This is a genomic window from Deinococcus metalli (assembly GCF_014201805.1).
Taxonomy (GTDB): Bacteria; Deinococcota; Deinococci; order Deinococcales; family Deinococcaceae; genus Deinococcus; species Deinococcus metalli.
Map to the genome: position 1 here is coordinate 880,306 of NZ_JACHFK010000001.1, position 16,888 is coordinate 897,193.

Genomic DNA, 16,888 nt, shown 5'->3' on the forward strand with positions numbered 1-16,888 from the left:
CCGGTTTGCGGCCCGCGTGGGGGCTAGCCTGACCGGTATGGACACCCCACTCACCACGACGTTCCCCACGACCGCCTTCCTGGGGCTGGGGGCCATGGGCTTTCCCATGGCCGGGCATCTGGCCGCCCGCAGCCGCGAGACCGGCGGGCGCACGCTGGTGTGGAACCGCACGCCTGCCCGCGCCGCAGCGCATGCCGCCGAGTTCGGCAGCGTGGCGGCCACCCTGGAGGAAGCGGCCGGGGCCGACCTGATCGTGTCGTGCCTGCCGACCAGCGCCGAGGTGGACGGGGTGCTGGACGCCGTGCGCGGCCACCTGAAGCCCGGCAGCGTGTGGGTGGACTGCACCAGCGGCCACCCGGACGCGGCGCCGGAGCAGCGCGCGCGGCTGCTGGAGGCCGGCGTCCGTTTCCTGGACGCGCCGGTCAGCGGCGGCACGGTCGCCGCGAAGGCCGGCACCCTGACGGTCATGGTGGGTGGCCCGGCGCAGGAGATCGAGGCGGTGCGCCCCCACCTGGCCTTCGCGGGCAAACTGGTGCGGGTGGGAGACACCGGCGCGGGCTTCGCGGTGAAGGCCGTGAACAACGCCCTGCTGGCCGTGAACCTGTGGGCAGCCGGCGAGGGGCTGGCGATCCTGGGCCTGCGCGGGGTGGAACTCGGCGCGGCACTGGACGTGATCAACGCCAGCAGCGGACGCAGCAACACCACCGAAAACCTGATTCCGCAGCGCGTGCTCACGCGGCAGTTTCCGGCGACCTTCGGCCTGGGCCTGCTGGCAAAAGACGCCGGGATCGCGCTGGATCTGGCCGAGCAGGCCAGGGGCAGCGCGCCGGTGATCGCGCAGGTCACTGCCCTGTACCGCGCGGCGTCGCGCGTGATCGGCGCGCAGGAAGACCACACGGCGGCCCTGAAGCTGATCGAGCAGTGGAACGGCGTGGAGCTGAAATGAGCACGCCCGCTTTCGGTGTGGTGACGGATGGCGGTTTGGACGCCTACGCGGGCCTGCGCAACGACGTGCCGGTCGCGCCGTTCTCCGTCACGTTCGGGAACACGTCGTACCGAACGAACGAGCTGTCCCGGGAAGCCCTGTTCCGCGAGCTGGCGTCCAATCCCGCGCACCCGACCAGCAGCCAGCCCACGCCGCAGGACTGGGTGGACGCGTACCGGGGCGCGGGCACGCCCGCCGTGCTGGCCGTGACCATCAGCGCGGGCCTGAGCGGCAGCCGCAACGCGGCCGAGCAGGCGCGCACGATGGCCGGAGCCGGTGTGAACGTCCACATCCACGATTCGCGCACGTTGTCCGCCGCGCAGGCCTTCCAGGTGCATGCCGCCGCGACCGCCGCCGAGCGGGGCGAGCCGCTGGAGACGGCGCTCGCGTGGATGGCCGCCGTGGAGCGGGAAACCGAGCTGTACTTCACCATCGAGACGCTGGAGTACCTGCGGCGCGGGGGTCGCATCGGGCGGGTGCAGGCCACGCTGGGCGGCCTGCTCGACCTCAAGCCGGTGGTCACGGTGGACAAGGCGACGGGCGCGTACACGAACGTGGGCCGCGCGCGGTCGTACCGTGGCGGCATCGCGGCGGTCGCGGACCGCGTGACCCGCACCTTCGGCGAGGGCACGCCGCTGCGTCTGGGCCTGCTACACGGCAGCGAACCCGCCGACGCGGACACCCTGCTGGGCCTGATCGCCGCGCGGCACCCGGTGGTGTGGTCGGGCGTGGCAGGCGTGAACCCGGTGCTGAACGTGCACACCGGCCCCAGAGCCGTGGGCGTGGCCGCCGCGCCGGGCCACTGGCCGTGGGACCGCTGAGCGGACTCACATCGGTGCTCCGTTCCGTTGATGGGCCAAAGGCCGCCCATCACCTCCACGCGGGCGGCTGTCTATCGCGCTCACTCTCTGTGCTCGACCCACAAGAGGTGAAAGGCATCCCCTTCACCCCTCGTAGTTACCGATGTCAGGCGGGCGCGAAGACCGGGCGTGGGGCGCCGGCGTCCGGCGAGCGCAGCCACTCCAGCAGCGCGGCGCGGGCGCCCGGACGGAACCCGAAGGTGACCACCGCGGGCGCGTCCACCAGCAGCGCCGCGTAGGGGTTGTACAGCGCGAGGTGCAGGTCCGGCGTGAGGCCCGAGAGTGCTGGATGGCGGTGGCGGCCGGTCGTGGCGAGGATCACGGCGCGGCCGGCCGCGTCGGCGGCGCCGCGCAGGGCCGGCCAGTCGAGGTCGGCGGCGGTGTCGTAGGCGTGCAGCTCCACGTCGTACAGCGTGCCCAGGTCGGCAGCGACGGTGTCGGCGTCCACGCCGCGCTCGCTGACGTTTTCGCGGTACGCGTACCGCTCGCACACCAGCAGCACGCGTGAACCCGCTGGGGGCGCCACCGGACCTCCGTACACGCTCAGGCCGCGCTCCCAGCCGCGCGCCAGCAGCGCCCTGTCGTCCTCGGGGTTCAGCTCCGGGTCGGTGTGGGCGGGCGTGCGGCGGGCCAGGGCCCGCAGCCGGTCCACGCTGGCCTGCACCGCCGCGGGCTCCAGACCGCCGTCCAGGGCAGAGGCCATGGCCTCCAGGGTGGCGACCTGCACCTCGCGGCGCCCAAGCGCCATGACCAGGTCGGCGCCGGCGCGCAGCGCCATCACGGCGGCCTCACCGCGGCCGTAGTTGTCGTCAATGGCCTTCATGCCCATGGAGTCGGTGACGATCACGCCTTCGTAGCCCCACTCCCCCCGCAGCAGACCGGTCAGGACCGGGCGCGACAGGGTGGCGGGCCGTTCGGGGTCCAGCGCGTCGAACACGATGTGGGCGGTCATCACGGCGGGCGTGTGCGGGAGCAGTTCACGGAACGGCGCGAGTTCCAGCGCGTCCAGTTCGGCGCGGGACTTCGTGACGCGCTGCAACGCGTAGTGCGAGTCCAGGTGGGTGTCGCCGTGGCCGGGGAAGTGCTTCACGCACGCCGCGACGCCCTCCTGCGCGTGCCCGTCCAGCGAGGCGCGGCCGTGCCGGGCCACCAGCGCGGCGTCGGCGCCGAACGACCGGTCGCTGATCACGGGGTTGGACGGATCGACGTTCACGTCGAGCACCGGCGTGAAGTTCCAGTTGATCCCGACCGAGCGCAGCTGCCGGGCCAGCGCCGCGTGGACGTCGCGCGTGAGGACCACGTCGTCCGCCGCGCCGAGGGCCATGGCGCTGGGCGCATACGGCCAGAACGTCGGGCGGACGATCGCGCCCCCCTCGTGGTCCAGGGCGATCAGGGCGTCCTCTCCCAGCACCTCGCGCAGGTCCGCGCACAGCGTCCGGAGCTGCTCGGCACTCTCCACGTTCTTGCCGAACAGGCACACGGCCTTCACGCCGTAGCGGCGCAGGTGCGCGGCGGTGTCGGCGTCGAGGGTCGGGCCGGGGATGTCCACCATCGCCAGGGCGCCCGGAAGCAGGGGGGAGGTCACCGCGCCAGAGTAGTCCAGTCCCGGGGGAACCGGGACGCGCAGAGGTCTGCACCAGCACCCTCCCCGGCCGGGGGCAGCGGGCATGAGAAGCGGGCCGGAAGTTCTCAGGCACGTCGGGGACCGGAACGGTACAGTCTGCGGGTACCACATCATGTTCCGCACCGCCCACCACCGACCTCAAGGAGTCTCCATGAAGCGCGCCACCCTCGGGCTGCTCAGTGCCGCCCTGATCGCCACCGCCTCCACTGCCAGCGCCCAGAAGACCACCCTGGAGTTCTGGACGATTTCCCTCGCGCCGCTGTTCAACGACGAGATGAACCGCCTGGTGACCGCGTTCCAGAAGGACAACCCGGACGTGGAACTCAAGTGGGTGGACGTGCCCGCCAGCGCCATGGAGCAGAAGCTGCTCGCGGCCGTCGCGTCGGGCCGCCCGCCCGCGGCCGTGAACCTGTCGTCGGATATGGCTGTCAAGCTCGTGCAGCAGGGCGCCCTGGAACCCCTGACGCTCTCGGACGCGCAGAAGAAGCTGTACTTCGCGTCGCCGCTGTCGACCTTCACCTTCGACGGCAAGGTCATGGGCGTGCCGTGGTACTGGGCGCCCAAGGTCGTGGCGTACAACACCGAGATCTTCAAGAAAGCGGGCCTCGACCCGGCCAACCCGCCGCGCACCATCCAGACGCTGATCTCGGCGGCCAAGCAGATCAAGGACAAGACCGGCAACTACGGCTTCATGCCGAACATCAACGGCATCAACATGCTGTACGTGTTCCAGGAAGCGGGCCTGCCGATCTTCACCAAGGACGGCTCCGCGGCCGTGTTCAACGGGCCGGAGCACGTCAAGCTGCTCGAGACCTACGTGGACCTGTACAAGAAGGGCTACATCCCCGAGGACACCATGCGCCGCGGCTTCACGGCCGCGACCGAGCTGTACTCGGCGGGCAAGCTGGGCATGCTCATCACCGGGCCGCAGTTCATCCTGCGCGTGGCGAACGACAACAAGGCCATCTACGACGTCACGAAGGTCGCGCCGTACCCGATCAACATTGCCGGGAACGTGATCCACACGCCGCTAATGGGCTTCACGGTGCCCAAGGGCGTGCGGGACAAGGCGCTGGCTCAGAAGCTGGCGCTGTTCCTCACGAACGACGTGAACCAGCTGCAGTTCAGCCGCGTCACCAAGACCACCTTCCCCTCGACCGTGAAGGCCAGCACCGACAAGTTCTTCAAGCAGGGCGCGGCGAACGCCATCGACCAGGGCAAGCTGGTGTCCAGCACGGAACTCAAGAAGGCCCGCGACCTGACGCTGGTGTACCCGGACGCCAGCAAGCTGAACAAGGTCTTCAAGGACAACGTCGAGGCCGCGATGGCCGGCCAGAAGACCGCCAAGCAGGCGCTGGACGACATCGTGAAGGCCTGGAACGCCAGCCTCTGAATCCGGCCACGCGGGGGCATCCGGCCGCGTGCCGGACGCCCCTGTCGGTTGTGCGGGCATCACGCCCCGGTCAGAAAGGACGTGCACCATGACCCCGATGAAGCCACTTGTTTCGCTCGTGCTGGCCGGGCTACTGCTCGGTGCCGCCGACGCCGCGGCTGCCGCGCTCTCCCCCACCGCCGAGGCCCGCGCGCAGGAGCCGTTCACCACGCTGGTGCCCACGCCGCGCCGCGCGACCTTCCCGGCGGGCGTGCTGCCGCTCTCCGGTCTGGGCGTGAAGGTCGTGGGAACCGCCCCGGAACTGACGTGGGCGGCCCGTGACCTGAACACCGAGTGGCAGACCCGCCTGGGGCTGGCCCTGGGCGACGCCGCGAAGAGCGGTCCGGCAATCACGGTGGGCACCGTGGCCGACGCGGAGCTGGCCGCGAAGGCCAAGGCCGCCGGGCTGGACACCACCGCCGCCGAGGGCTACGCGCTGTGGGTGGACGCTTCCGGCGCGTGGATCGTGGGCGCCGACGCGAAGGGCGCCTACGAGGGCGCGCAGACGCTGCGGCAACTGCTGACGCCGGGCGGGCTGCGCTACGCGCGCATCAGCGACGCCCCGGCCCTCAAAGACCGCGTCGCCATGATCTACCTCGACCAGTTCAGCGCCCAGGTGAATGACCGCGTGATTCCGCTGCTGGCGCAGCTGAAGTTCAACGCCGTGCTGATCATGAGCGATTACGTGCAGTGGGACACCGCGAAGGCCGGCGGCTACGCCCACCCCGGCGGCGCGAGCAAGGCCGAGGCGCGGCGCGTGGCCGAGCTGGCGCGCTCATACGGCCTGGAACCCATACCGCTGATCGAGACGCTGTCGCACGCCGGGTGGATGTTCTATGGCGGCAAGAACCTGGACCTGCGCCAGGACGAGGGCAGCCAGAACCCGTGGGCCTACGACACCCTGAATCCCGCGACCTACGGCCGCGTCGTGCTGCCCATCCTGAAAGAGGCGGTGGAGGTGTTCCGCCCGCAGCGCCTCCACATCGGGCACGACGAGCTGCGCAGCCGCGACCGCTTCCCGGCGCGCGACAACGGCAAGGCGGTGGGTCTGGAGACGCTGGTGGTGGACGACATCGTGAAACTGCACGACGCGCTGAAGGCGCAGGGCGTGGCGACCATGCTGTGGCACGACACCGCCTTCGCGGACGCCGTGGTCGCCACCCTGCCGGCGCGGCTGCCCAAGGACATCCAAGTCGCGTACTGGAACTACACGGCCGGCACCAGCGCCGACATGCTCGGGAAGATCAAGGGGCTGGGCTTCCCGGTGCTGGGCGCAAGCTGGCTGGACGCCGGGAACCCCGAGGGCATGGCGAAGGCCAGCGTGGCCGCCGGCGCGCAGGGCATGATCCAGACGCGCTGGAATGGATACTTCGGCAACCCCAGCATCTGGGACGGACAGGCGGATCAGGGCGTGCCCTTCGTGCGGGCGGGCTCGGCGTTCTGGAACCCGGACGGGCCGGTGGTCACGGACGCCGTGGCCCGCTACCGCGACCTGTACCAGCCGACCGCGTACCGCGCTGCGCCGGGCGCGACCGTGGACCTGGCCCCGCTGGTCACGCGCACGCTGGCGGACCCGGACAGCAAGGGCTGGATTCTCAAGGGGCCGGACATCGACCTCCGGAACCTGAAGACCGGCGTGACCCGCCTGGGCGCGTACACCTTCGACGTGCGGGGCGCGGTGATGCTGCGGGGCAGCCGGCCCGCCGCGAAGGACCTGCCGGAACGCGCCACCGTGCCCGTGAACCGGCGCGCCGACGCGCTGGCGTTCCTGCACACCACCGGCTGGCCCGGCGCGCTGGCCCGCGAGGTGATCGGCCACTACGAGGTCGCGTATGCCGACGGCACCACGCTGAACGTGCCCCTGGAGTACGGCCGCAACATCCGCGCGTGGACCGACACCGTCACGTCGTCGATGATCCTGGCCCCCGGCTTTGCCGGCCAGACGCGCGACGGCCTGAGCGTGAACGTGCCGGTGCTGGAGTGGCCCAACCCCAGACCGGACGCGGTGATCACGTCCGTCACGCTGGTGAGCGACGGCAAGAACGCGAACCCGGCCCTGCTGGGCCTGACGGTGATCGGCGACCGCCCGTAGGCCCTGGGGCCGGCCGGATGGAGCGGGGATGACTTCACCTTGACACCCCCCCGAGTGCCCCCTACCCTGAACGCACGTTTGTTTACGTTTGACACCCTCCGGCTCCACTCCGTCCCGCGGCTCGCGGGCGGAGCCGGCGTTCCGGACGGGTGTGGAGGCCCCATGAAGAAACTTCTGCTCACCGCCCTGCTCGCCACCCTTCCCGCCGCGTCGGCCGCCGGCACGCTGGTCTTCGGCGCCAACGGCGACCCCGTCAGCCTGGAATCCGGCAACATCACCGACGGCATCTCGATCCTGGTGCAGCGCCAGATCTACGACACGCTGGTGGACTTCAAGGACGGCACCACCGACCTCAAGCCCGGCCTGGCGACGTCGTGGAAGGCCAACGCCGACAACACCGCGTGGACCTTCACCCTGCGCCGTGGCGTGAAATTCACCGACGGCACGGCCATGGACGCCGACGCCATCGTGTTCAACCTCAGCCGCTGGTGGGACAAGGCGCACCCCTACGGCTTCCGTGACCAGGGCCGCACCTTCGAGATCGTGGGCGACCTGCTCGGCGGCTACAAGGGCGACGCCTCGGCCGTGATCAAGAACATCGTAAAGGTCAACGACTACACGGTGCGTGTGGACCTGAACAAGCCCTCCTCGGTGCTCCCCAACGTGCTGGCTGCCGGGTACTTCGGCATCGCCAGCCCGACCGCCATCAAGAAGGACGGTGCGAAGTACGGCACGCCCGCCAGCGTGCCGGTCGGCACCGGCCCCTTCGTCTTCGAGTCGTGGAAGACCGGCGACCGCGTGACCCTCAAGGCCAACGCGGCGTACTGGGGCACCAAGGCCCGCGTGGACACCGTCGTGATCCGTGCCATCAAGGACGCGTCGCAGCGCCTGAACGAGCTCAAGGCCGGGACCATCGACTTCGCCAACGACTTCACGCCGGATGCGCTCAAGAGCATCCAGGCCGACAAGAACCTGGTGGCGGTCAAGCGTCCCAGCTTCAACGTGGGCTTCGTGTCGATGAACAACCGCAACCAGTACCTGAAAAACGACAAGGTGCGTCAGGCGATCAGCATGGCGATCAATAAAAAGGCCATCGTGGACGCCTTCTGGAACGGCCTGGGCACCAGCAACGCCAGCTTCCTGCCGCCGGTCATGGCGTGGGCCAACTCCAGCAAGGTGCCGGCCGACTACGCCTACGACCCGGCCGCCGCGAAGAAGATGCTGGCCGACGCCGGCTACGCGAACGGCTTCTCGATCGACCTGTGGTACATGCCGGTCAGCCGCCCGTACTTCCCCACGCCCAAGCCGATTGCCGAGGCGATTGCCGCCGACCTGAGCGCCGTGGGTATCAAGGTCAACCTCAAGACCGAGGACTGGGCCAAGTACCTGGACGACCGCAACAAGGAACCCGGCTTCGACATGTACATGATCGGCTGGACCGGCGACTACGGCGACCCGGATAACTTCTACGGCGCGTACTACGGCGCCAACGCCAGCGACGACATCAACTGGGCGCCGGCGAACCTGGTCACGCTGCTCGAGCAGGGCCGCGCCGCGACGTCGCAGGCCGACAAGGCCAAGGTGTACAGCCAGATCCACGAGATCACGTACAACGCCGCGTACCGCGTGCCGGTCGTGCATTCCTCGCCGCTGGCCGCCGCGCGCACGTACGTCAAGGGGTGGGTGCCCAGCCCCCTGGGCAGCGAGTCCTTCAACACGATCACGCTGCTCGGCAAGAAGTAAGGCTCCACGCTCTGGGGGGCAGATCCACAGCGGGTCTGCCCCCCGGCGGCTGTGCAGGCTCTAGCGCCCGCGCAGCCCCAATTGACTGTTCTGGAGGTTCCATTTGGGCACATATCTCCTGCGCCGGCTGCTGCGCACGGTGCTGGTCATGCTGGGCATCAGCCTGGTCGTGTTCGTCTTTGTCCGCTCCATTCCGGGTGATCCCGCCACCGTGATGCTGGGCGAGCGCGGCACGCCCGAAGCCGCCGCCCGGCTGCGCGAGCAGCTCGGCCTGAACAAGCCGTGGTTCTTCAACCCGCAGAGTCCCCTCGACGCGCAGTACCCGAAGTACGTCAACGCCCTGCTGCACGGCGACCTGGGCTCGGGGCTCAAGAGCAACATCCCGGTGCGGGACGAGTTGCAGGCCCGCTTTCCGGCTACGGCGGAACTCAGTCTGGCGGCCCTGGCCTTCGCGCTGCTGATCGGGCTGCCCGCCGGGGTGGTCGCGGCGCTGCGGCGCAATTCGTTCTGGGACAACGTCGCCACGACCATCTCGCTGGTGGGCGTCAGCATGCCGGTGTTCTGGCTGGGCCTGCTGCTGTCGTACTTCTTCGCGGTCAAGCTCGGGTGGCTGCCGCCCAGCGCCCGCACCGGCAACGAGAACACCCTGCGGGGCATCACCGGGCTGTACCTGCTCGACTCGGTGCTGCGCGGCGACGGCCGCTCGTTCTGGGACGTGCTGCGGCACCTGATCCTGCCGGCCGTCGCGCTGGGCACCATTCCGCTGGCGATCATCGCGCGCATCACGCGCTCCAGCCTGCTCGACGTGCTGGGGCAGGACTACGTGCGCACCGCGAAGGCCAAGGGCCTGGCACCTAACCGCGTAACCCTCAAGCACGCGCTGCGCAACGCCCTGCTGCCGGTCGTGACCGTGATCGGGTTGCAGGCCGGAGCGCTGCTGGGCGGCGCGGTGCTGACCGAGACCATCTTCTCGTGGCCCGGCATCGGCTCGTGGGTCTACGACGCGATCAGCCAGCGCGACTACCCGGTGATCCAGGGGGGCGTGATCTTCGCAGCGCTGGTCGTCAGCGTCGTGAACCTGCTCGTGGACCTCAGCTACGCCGCCCTCGATCCCCGCATCCAGTACAGGTGACGCCATGACCTCAGCAACCGCCCCCACCCCGGCGCGCCCGAAACGGCAGGAGAGCATCTTCTGGCGGCGCTTCCGGCGCAGCGGCCCCGGCAAGACCGGCGCGGTCATCGTGGCGCTGTTCGTGCTGCTGGCCGTGTTCGCGCCGCTCATCAAACCCTACGACCCCACGACAGACCGCAACTACCGCCTGAACCTCAAGCCTCCCTCCATCTCCGCGCTGTGGAACAAGGACGTGGCGGAGGTGTACCGCGATCCGGTCAGCGGCAAGGTCAATCTGCTCGCCTACCCCTTCGGCACCGACAACCTGGGCCGCGACGTGTACGCGCGCACGCTGCACGGCACCCGCATCTCGCTGAAGGTCGGCGTGGTGAGCACGCTGCTGGCCCTGGTCATCGGCTCGCTGCTGGGCGTGCTGGCCGGCTACTTCGGCGGGTGGTTCGACAACGTCATGGGCTACCTCACCGACGTGATGCTGGCCTTCCCCGGCATCCTGCTCGCCATCGGGTTTGCCAGCATCTTCAGCACCGACAACCCGCCGCTGCTGATCGCAGGACTCGACCGGCTGTTCGCGCTGAACAGTCCGCAACTCGTGACCGCCATGCTGGCCGTATCGCTGGTGCAGGTGCCGGTCTACATGCGCCTGGCGCGCTCGGTGGTGCTGTCGATCCGCGAGCGGGAGTTCGTGCAGGCGGCCGGAGCACTGGGCGCGTCGCAGGGCCGCACGATCTTCCGGCACATCCTGCCCAACTCGCTGTCGCCGTTGATCGTGCAGGGCGCCCTGAGCATCGCCACGGCCACCATCGAGGTCGCCGCGCTCGGCTTCCTGGGCATCGGCGCGCAGCCCCCGCTGCCGGAGTGGGGCACCATGATCAGCGACTCGCGCCAGTACTACGTGGACGCCCCGTGGACGATGGTGTTCCCCGGCCTGGCGATCTTCCTGACGGTGCTGGGCTTCAACCTGCTCGGCGACGGCCTGCGGGACGTGCTCGACCCCCGAAGCACGCAGTAACGGCCATCTCGGACGGGCGGGGAGGCGCGCGCTTCCTCGCCCACCGTCATGACCCCTGGGCGATGGGCACCGGGTCGCCCTCCGGGAGCCGGAAGGCCGCCAGCACGCGCGAGGTCACGTCCGCGATCACGTACGGCACCGGATAGCGGGCCAGGCGCGCGTCGGTCGGGCTGGGCCACGCGGGGCCGGCGGGATGGCTGTGGTACAGCGCGATCAGGCTCAGGCCCTCGGCGTCCATGGCCTTCAGGGCGCGCAGCAACCGGCCGGGGTCCGCGAGGTACTCGGACTCGGGGCGGGCGGAGATGTTCGGCAGCGGGTACAGTGCCACGCCCCTGAACTCTGCACCGTGAACCGTGCCGCCGATGACGCCCACACATTCCCTGGGCGCGTCGCGCTCGGCGTGCGCCCACAGGGCCGCCGTGAGCACGCCGGGCAGGTGCAGGATCACGCCCGCATTAGAGCATCCGGCGGGCCGGGGCCGCGGGCGATCCGGACGCCGCGACCGTTGACCTGCTGTTCACGTCAAACACCGTGCCAGCCGCGCACAAGTGGTCACGGCGGGCGCGGCGTGGGGTACACTGCGCCCCATGGCGAAGGCCCGCGCGAAAAGCGCTCCCCCGGTCAGCCGCTTTGACGGTGAGGCGCTCGGACTGGTGTTGTTCGCGCTCGGTATTTTCCTGGCGGTGACGGTGCTGCTGGTGCCGGCCGATCAGGTGCAGCGCGACGGCACCGTGAGTGTCATGACCGAGGTGCGCACCACGGTGGTGCAGTGGCTCGGCTGGGGCGCGTACCTGCTGCCGCTGATCCCGTTCGCATACGGCGTGCTGGTGTTCCTGGGCCGCGACCTGAAGAACCTCACCCGCCGCGCGCTGGGCGGCGTCCTGGTCACGCTGTCGGTGATGGCGCTGCACGATGTGGTGGAGGCCGGGGCCGCGGGCCAGCTCGCGGAACGCGTGATGGAACCCCTGCTGCGCGCCGTGAGTTACGCGGCCGTGATCCTGCCGCTGGTCACCCTCACGCTGGGCGTGGAACTCATGCTGCGGCTCTCGCCGCTGTCGCTGCTCAAGAACGTGTTCCGGCGCGTGAGCGTGCTGCTGGGCGGCGCGAGCGCGGGCGTGCAGGGCGTGATCGAGGCGCGCCAGGAGGGCCGCGGCGCGGCCAAGGCGCGGGCCGAGGCCCGGCAGACCCTCGCGGCGCACGCGCGCGAGTTGGACGTGCTGCGCCGCCTGTACCCCGAGGCGAAGGAGCTGCGCGCCCAGCACGACGAGTTGAAAGCCACGCAGCGCAGCGTGCGCGGCCTGGACGAGGCGGGACTCAAGCACCTCGACCGCGACCTGGCCGCGTGGCGCGAGGTCACGAAGACCTTCGTGGCGAACGCCGGCCGCGACCTGCGCGACGTGGTCGCCGCCGAGGCGCCGGACGCCGGGGCGAACGCAGAGACGCTGGCGAACGACGTGCGCGCCGGCCGGCACGAGCTGTGCGCCGAGCTGCCCAGCACCCTGGCGAGCGGCGCGCTGGAGCGCTACCGCCGCTCGCTGGTGATGGAGGTGCAGCGGCTGGCCGGCCGGGCCGGTCGCCTGGAACGCGAGCGCAAGCTGTCCGAGAAGGCGCTGGGCAAGGCCGACACCGGCATCCTGGCGCGCGAGTGGCCGGCGCACCGCGAGCGGGTCGAGGGCTGGGGAGCGCTGAGTGCCGACGTGCTGGCGTGGCAGGAACGCGCCGCGCACTACGCCGGCTGGCCGGACCTGGCCGCCGCCTTCGACCGCGCCCCGACCGAGGTGGCCGACACGCTCGCCGCCGCGCTGGTCGCGGACCCGGACGGCACGCTGGCCGATCTGGACGGCTGGCGCGCCCGGCTGGCCCGCGCGCAGGAGGAAGCGCTGCGCCGCGCCGAGGCGATGAGCATGACCGTGGCCGCCACGCCGCCGCGCATGGACTTCGACTTCTCCAGCGCGGCCCAGAGTGCAGCCGAGCCGGACGTCGCCCCGGCGCTCCCCTCCCCCGCCCGGCCGGTCGCGCGGTCGAGTGCCGTCGCGCTGCTGGACGAGCCGGCCGCACCCCCCAGCGCTCCGGCGGCGCCGGCCCCCACCAGTGGCCTCGATCCCTTCAGCGGCTGGGACGACGACGATCTACCCTTCGGCCCAGACGGCACCGAGTCGGCAGCGCCCGCCCGGCTGGAGCCGGTGCCCCCGCGCGCCCTCGATCCGCTGCTGGGCCGGGCAGGTGTGCAGGCCCGCGCGCCCAGCGCGGCTCCGTGGGACGACGAGCCGGAGGGCGCCAGCGCCGATACCGTCGACCGGCCCGCTGTGGGCGCGCTGCCGCTGGAGCTGCCCGGCTACGAGCTGCTCGACCCGGTGCCGCTCGCGGCGCTGAATGCCGCGCAGCTCGACGCCTCTGCGCGGCAGCGGGCCGGCGTGATCGACGAGACGCTGCGGCATTTCAACCTCCAGGCGCGGGTGGTGGACTTCGCGCGCGGCCCGACCGTCACGCGCTACGAGATCGAACCGGCGCCCGGCGAGAAGATCAGCCGCATCGCCAGCCTCAGCAACGACCTGGCGCGGGCACTGGCGGTGGGCGGCGTGCGCGTGGAGGCGCCGGTGCCGGGCAAGAGCGTGATCGGCTTGGAGGTGCCCAACGCCGACCGCGAACCCGTGACCTTCCACCAGGCGGCGGCCGCGCCGTCGTTCCGCGCCACGCGCGCCCGCCTGCCCGTGATCCTGGGCAAGAGCATCGACGGCGAGCTGATGGTCGGGGACCTCGCCAAGATGCCGCACCTGCTGGTGGCGGGCAGCACCGGCAGCGGGAAGTCGGTGTGCGTGAACACGCTGATCACGTCCCTGCTTTTCAAGTACCTGCCGACCGAGCTGCGTTTCCTGATGATCGACCCGAAGATGGTCGAACTGACGCCCTACGACGGCATTCCGCATCTGGTGCGCAGCGTGGTGACCAATCCGGTGGACGCGGCCGGGGTGCTGCTGGGCGCGGTCGCGCACATGGAGCGGCGCTACAAGATGATGTCGCAGGTTGGCGCGAAGAACCTCGAACAGTTCAACGCCAAGATGCGCCAGACGGGCGAGGTGGAACTGCCGCACCTGGTCATCATCATCGACGAGCTGGCGGACCTGATGATCACCAGCCCGAAAGAAGTCGAGTCGGCGATCATGCGCCTGGCGCAGATGGCCCGCGCCACCGGCATGCACCTGGTGCTGGCGACGCAGCGGCCCAGCGTGGACATCCTGACCAGCCTGATCAAGGTGAACGTTCCGGCCCGCATCGCCTTCGCGGTGAGCAGCAGCCACGACTCGCGCACCATCCTGGACGCCATGGGCGCCGAGCGCCTGACCGGCATGGGCGACATGCTGTACTACCAGCCGGGCCTGGTGAAGCCGATGCGCCTCCAGGGACCGTACATCAGCGAACTGGAGTCGGTGCGGATCACGGAACTGCTGCGCCGCCAGGTGTTCGAGGACGTGTTCGTCGAGGCGTACGGTGCGGACTTCGAGGGCGGCATCGAGGCGTCGGGGCCGAGTGCCGACCGGGCGAACGTGGATTTCAGCGATCCGCTGCTGCGGCAGGCGGCGCAGATCTGCATTGAGGAGGGCCAGGGCAGCGTGTCCAGGCTGCAACGCCGCCTGTCGGTCGGGCACGCCCGGGCCGGCAAGCTGATGGACCTGCTGGAGGCGATGGGCATCGTGTCCAAGCACCAGGGCAGCAAGCCGCGGGACGTGCTGATCACCGAGGCGGACCTGCCCGAGTACTTCGGCAAATAACGCGGCTCGGCTGTCCGCCGCCCACGCCCGAACTGACCCGTGGACAGCTGGCGTATGGCATGAGGCTGACGTGAGAGCCGCACCAATTCCGGTGCGGTCTTCGTTTAGAAGACCTGCGCTCTGTGCGCGGCGTGTTGCATTTTCAGGCGCGGTGGGGAAGATTGGATTTCGGACAATTGGCAATCCAGTTTCATTCAGAGGTGATTCGATGAAGAGGCAAACCAGCTTGCTCACGCTCGGACTGATGCTCGCGACCCCGGCCCTCGCCGGCGGCGGCGGCGCTCCGGCCACGCCTGCGGCTCCGGGCGCGTGCAAGAGCATCGCCCAGATCGTGAAGGGCGACCCGAACTTCAGCACGCTCGCCACCGCCCTGGACGCGGCCGGCCTGACCCAGACGCTGGAAGGCGGGCAGTACACCGTGTTCGCGCCGACGAACGCCGCCTTCGCCAAGGTGCCCAGCGATACCCTCGCCACCGCGCTGAACGACCCGGCCATGCTGCGCTCGATCCTGCTGTACCACGTCGTGAAGGGCAAGGTGCCGGCCGCGCAGGTCATGACCATGCCCAACGCCATGACGGCTGAAGGCTCGAACGTCCTGATCACCGTGAACGGCAAGATGGTCATGGTGGACAACGCCCGCGTCACCAAGGCCGACGTGATGGCCTGTAACGGGATCGTGCACGTGATCGACACGGTGCTGATGCCCGCGATGGACACGGCCGCTCCGGTCGCCGCCGCGCCTGCCCCGGCGCCGGCTCCCGCGCCGAAACCGGCCCCTGCTCCGGCGCCCGCTCCCGCACCGGCTGCTGACGCAGCCCCGGCGACGACCGACACCGCCATGACGGACACCGCGACCACCGACACGACGGCCCCGGCTGATACCACGGCCGCGGCGCCCGCTGCCTCGGCACCGCCCGCGGTCGACATCTCGTCCATCCCGGCCCTGCCGCTGAGCGGCGCCACCATCACCACGGACGCCGCGGCCACCACCACGACGGACACCGCCGCGACCACCGATACGGCGGCGACCGACGCCACCACGACGACCGACACCACCACCGACGCCGCGGCGACGACCGATACCGCAACGACGGACACGGCCACCACTGACACGGCGGCGGCCGACACCAGCGCCCAGGCCGACCAGGCCATGTCCACCAACACGCTGTACGACGTGCTGGTGAGCGACGACCGCTTCTCCACGCTGCGCGACCTGCTGAGCGACGCGGGCCTGACGGACCAGCTGACCTCGACCGAGTACACCATCTTTGCGCCGACCAACGACGCCTTCGACGCGCTTGACCAGGATCAGCTGGCCCTGATCGCCAGCGATCCCGACACGCTCAAGAAGGTGCTGCTGTACCACGTGGTCGCGGGCAAGCAGACGGCCGAACAGCTCGCCGGCGTGAAGCAGGTCTCCAGCGCCGAGGGCAACAGCATCGATGTGTCGTCCGACGGCACCATGCAGATGGTCGGCGGCGCCAAGGTGGACGGCGCGCCCATCGAGGCCGACAACGGCACGATCTTCGTGATCGACAAGGTGCTGCTGCCCCCCAACCTCGTGATTCCCGCGGCTCCTGCGGCCACGACGGCGACCACCGACGCGACGGCGACCACGACCACCACGACGGATGCGGCGGCGACCACCTCAACCGCGACCACCTCAACCGCGACCACCACGACCACCGCGCCGGCGGCCACCGCCACGACGACCACGGCCACAACGACGACCACCGCGGCGCCCGCGAATGTCGTGGCCCTGCTCCAGGGTCTGCCGCAGTACAGCACGCTGGTCTCGCTGATCCAGAAGGCCGGCCTGGCTGACACGCTCGCCACGGGCGACTACACGGTCTTCGCACCGACCAACGACGCCTTCGCCAAGGTGCCGCAGGCGACGCTGGACATGCTCAACGCCGATCCGGCCAAGCTCAAGCAGGTGCTGCTGTTCCACGTCGTGAGCGGCAAGGTCGTGGACGCCGGGCTGAACGTCGCCCAGCTCAAGAGCCTGGAAGGCAGCAGCATCGACCTGAAGGGCGATGGCGGCAACATCATGCTGGGCGTGCTGAGCGGCACCACCATCACCGGCGGCATGCTGGCGAACTCGGTGCCCATGACGGCGGGCAACAGCGTGGTCTACAGCATCGACGCGGTGCTGATTCCCCCCACCCTGAAGTAAGCGTTCCCCAGTCCTCAGGCCCGCTCTCGTATCAGAGCGGGCTAGTCCTTATTGATTGGCTGTCC

The 16,888-nt window shown here is 70.3% G+C and carries 11 protein-coding genes; 9 read left to right on the plus strand and 2 right to left on the minus strand.

What is annotated here, in order from left to right:
• Positions 1-37 precede the first annotated feature (37 nt).
• Both HNQ07_RS04295 and HNQ07_RS04300 read left to right on the plus strand, forming a co-directional pair.
• Positions 38-946 (plus strand): NAD(P)-dependent oxidoreductase, encoded by a 909-nt coding sequence (locus HNQ07_RS04295; protein ID WP_184109630.1) that lies wholly within the window; start codon positions 38-40, stop codon positions 944-946.
• Positions 943-1,806, plus strand: coding sequence for a DegV family protein (locus tag HNQ07_RS04300; RefSeq protein ID WP_184109631.1), 864 nt, complete (start codon positions 943-945; stop codon positions 1,804-1,806). The genes HNQ07_RS04295 and HNQ07_RS04300 overlap by 4 nt, the downstream gene beginning before the upstream one ends.
• Before the next feature lie 145 nt (positions 1,807-1,951).
• Here the strand turns inward: HNQ07_RS04300 and HNQ07_RS04305 are convergent, their stop codons facing one another.
• Positions 1,952-3,430, minus strand: a complete 1,479-nt coding sequence (locus HNQ07_RS04305; RefSeq protein WP_229831737.1) for a glycoside hydrolase family 3 protein — start codon at positions 3,428-3,430, stop codon at positions 1,952-1,954.
• A gap of 190 nt (positions 3,431-3,620) precedes the next feature.
• On the opposite strand from HNQ07_RS04305, the gene HNQ07_RS04310 reads away from it, so the two are divergent.
• From HNQ07_RS04310 to HNQ07_RS04330, 5 genes are all read left to right on the plus strand, one after another.
• Positions 3,621-4,862 (plus strand): ABC transporter substrate-binding protein, encoded by a 1,242-nt coding sequence (locus tag HNQ07_RS04310; RefSeq protein ID WP_184109632.1) that lies wholly within the window; start codon positions 3,621-3,623, stop codon positions 4,860-4,862.
• Positions 4,863-4,950: 88 nt separating this feature from the next.
• A complete protein-coding gene (locus tag HNQ07_RS04315) occupies positions 4,951-6,993 on the plus strand; it encodes a glycoside hydrolase family 20 zincin-like fold domain-containing protein (RefSeq protein WP_229831736.1) in 2,043 nt (680 codons plus the stop codon).
• 162 nt (positions 6,994-7,155) lie between these two features.
• Positions 7,156-8,736: an ABC transporter substrate-binding protein gene (locus HNQ07_RS04320; protein WP_184109633.1), complete on the plus strand. Its 1,581-nt coding sequence runs from the start codon at positions 7,156-7,158 to the stop codon at positions 8,734-8,736.
• Between the two features lie 103 nt (positions 8,737-8,839).
• A complete protein-coding gene (locus HNQ07_RS04325; RefSeq protein WP_184109634.1) occupies positions 8,840-9,868 on the plus strand; it encodes an ABC transporter permease in 1,029 nt (342 codons plus the stop codon).
• A 4-nt stretch (positions 9,869-9,872) separates the two neighbouring features.
• Positions 9,873-10,877 (plus strand): ABC transporter permease, encoded by a 1,005-nt coding sequence (locus HNQ07_RS04330; protein WP_184109635.1) that lies wholly within the window; start codon positions 9,873-9,875, stop codon positions 10,875-10,877.
• A gap of 46 nt (positions 10,878-10,923) precedes the next feature.
• On the opposite strand, the gene HNQ07_RS04335 is transcribed toward HNQ07_RS04330, so the two are convergent.
• Positions 10,924-11,325 (minus strand): M67 family metallopeptidase, encoded by a 402-nt coding sequence (locus HNQ07_RS04335; protein WP_184109636.1) that lies wholly within the window; start codon positions 11,323-11,325, stop codon positions 10,924-10,926.
• A 139-nt stretch (positions 11,326-11,464) separates the two neighbouring features.
• Here HNQ07_RS04335 and HNQ07_RS04340 point away from each other — a divergent pair, with 139 nt between their 5' ends.
• Both HNQ07_RS04340 and HNQ07_RS04345 read left to right on the plus strand, forming a co-directional pair.
• Positions 11,465-14,647, plus strand: coding sequence for an FtsK/SpoIIIE family DNA translocase (locus HNQ07_RS04340; RefSeq protein WP_184109637.1), 3,183 nt, complete (start codon positions 11,465-11,467; stop codon positions 14,645-14,647).
• A gap of 244 nt (positions 14,648-14,891) precedes the next feature.
• Positions 14,892-16,823, plus strand: coding sequence for a fasciclin domain-containing protein (locus HNQ07_RS04345; RefSeq protein WP_229831735.1), 1,932 nt, complete (start codon positions 14,892-14,894; stop codon positions 16,821-16,823).
• The last annotated feature ends 65 nt before the right edge of the window (positions 16,824-16,888 follow it).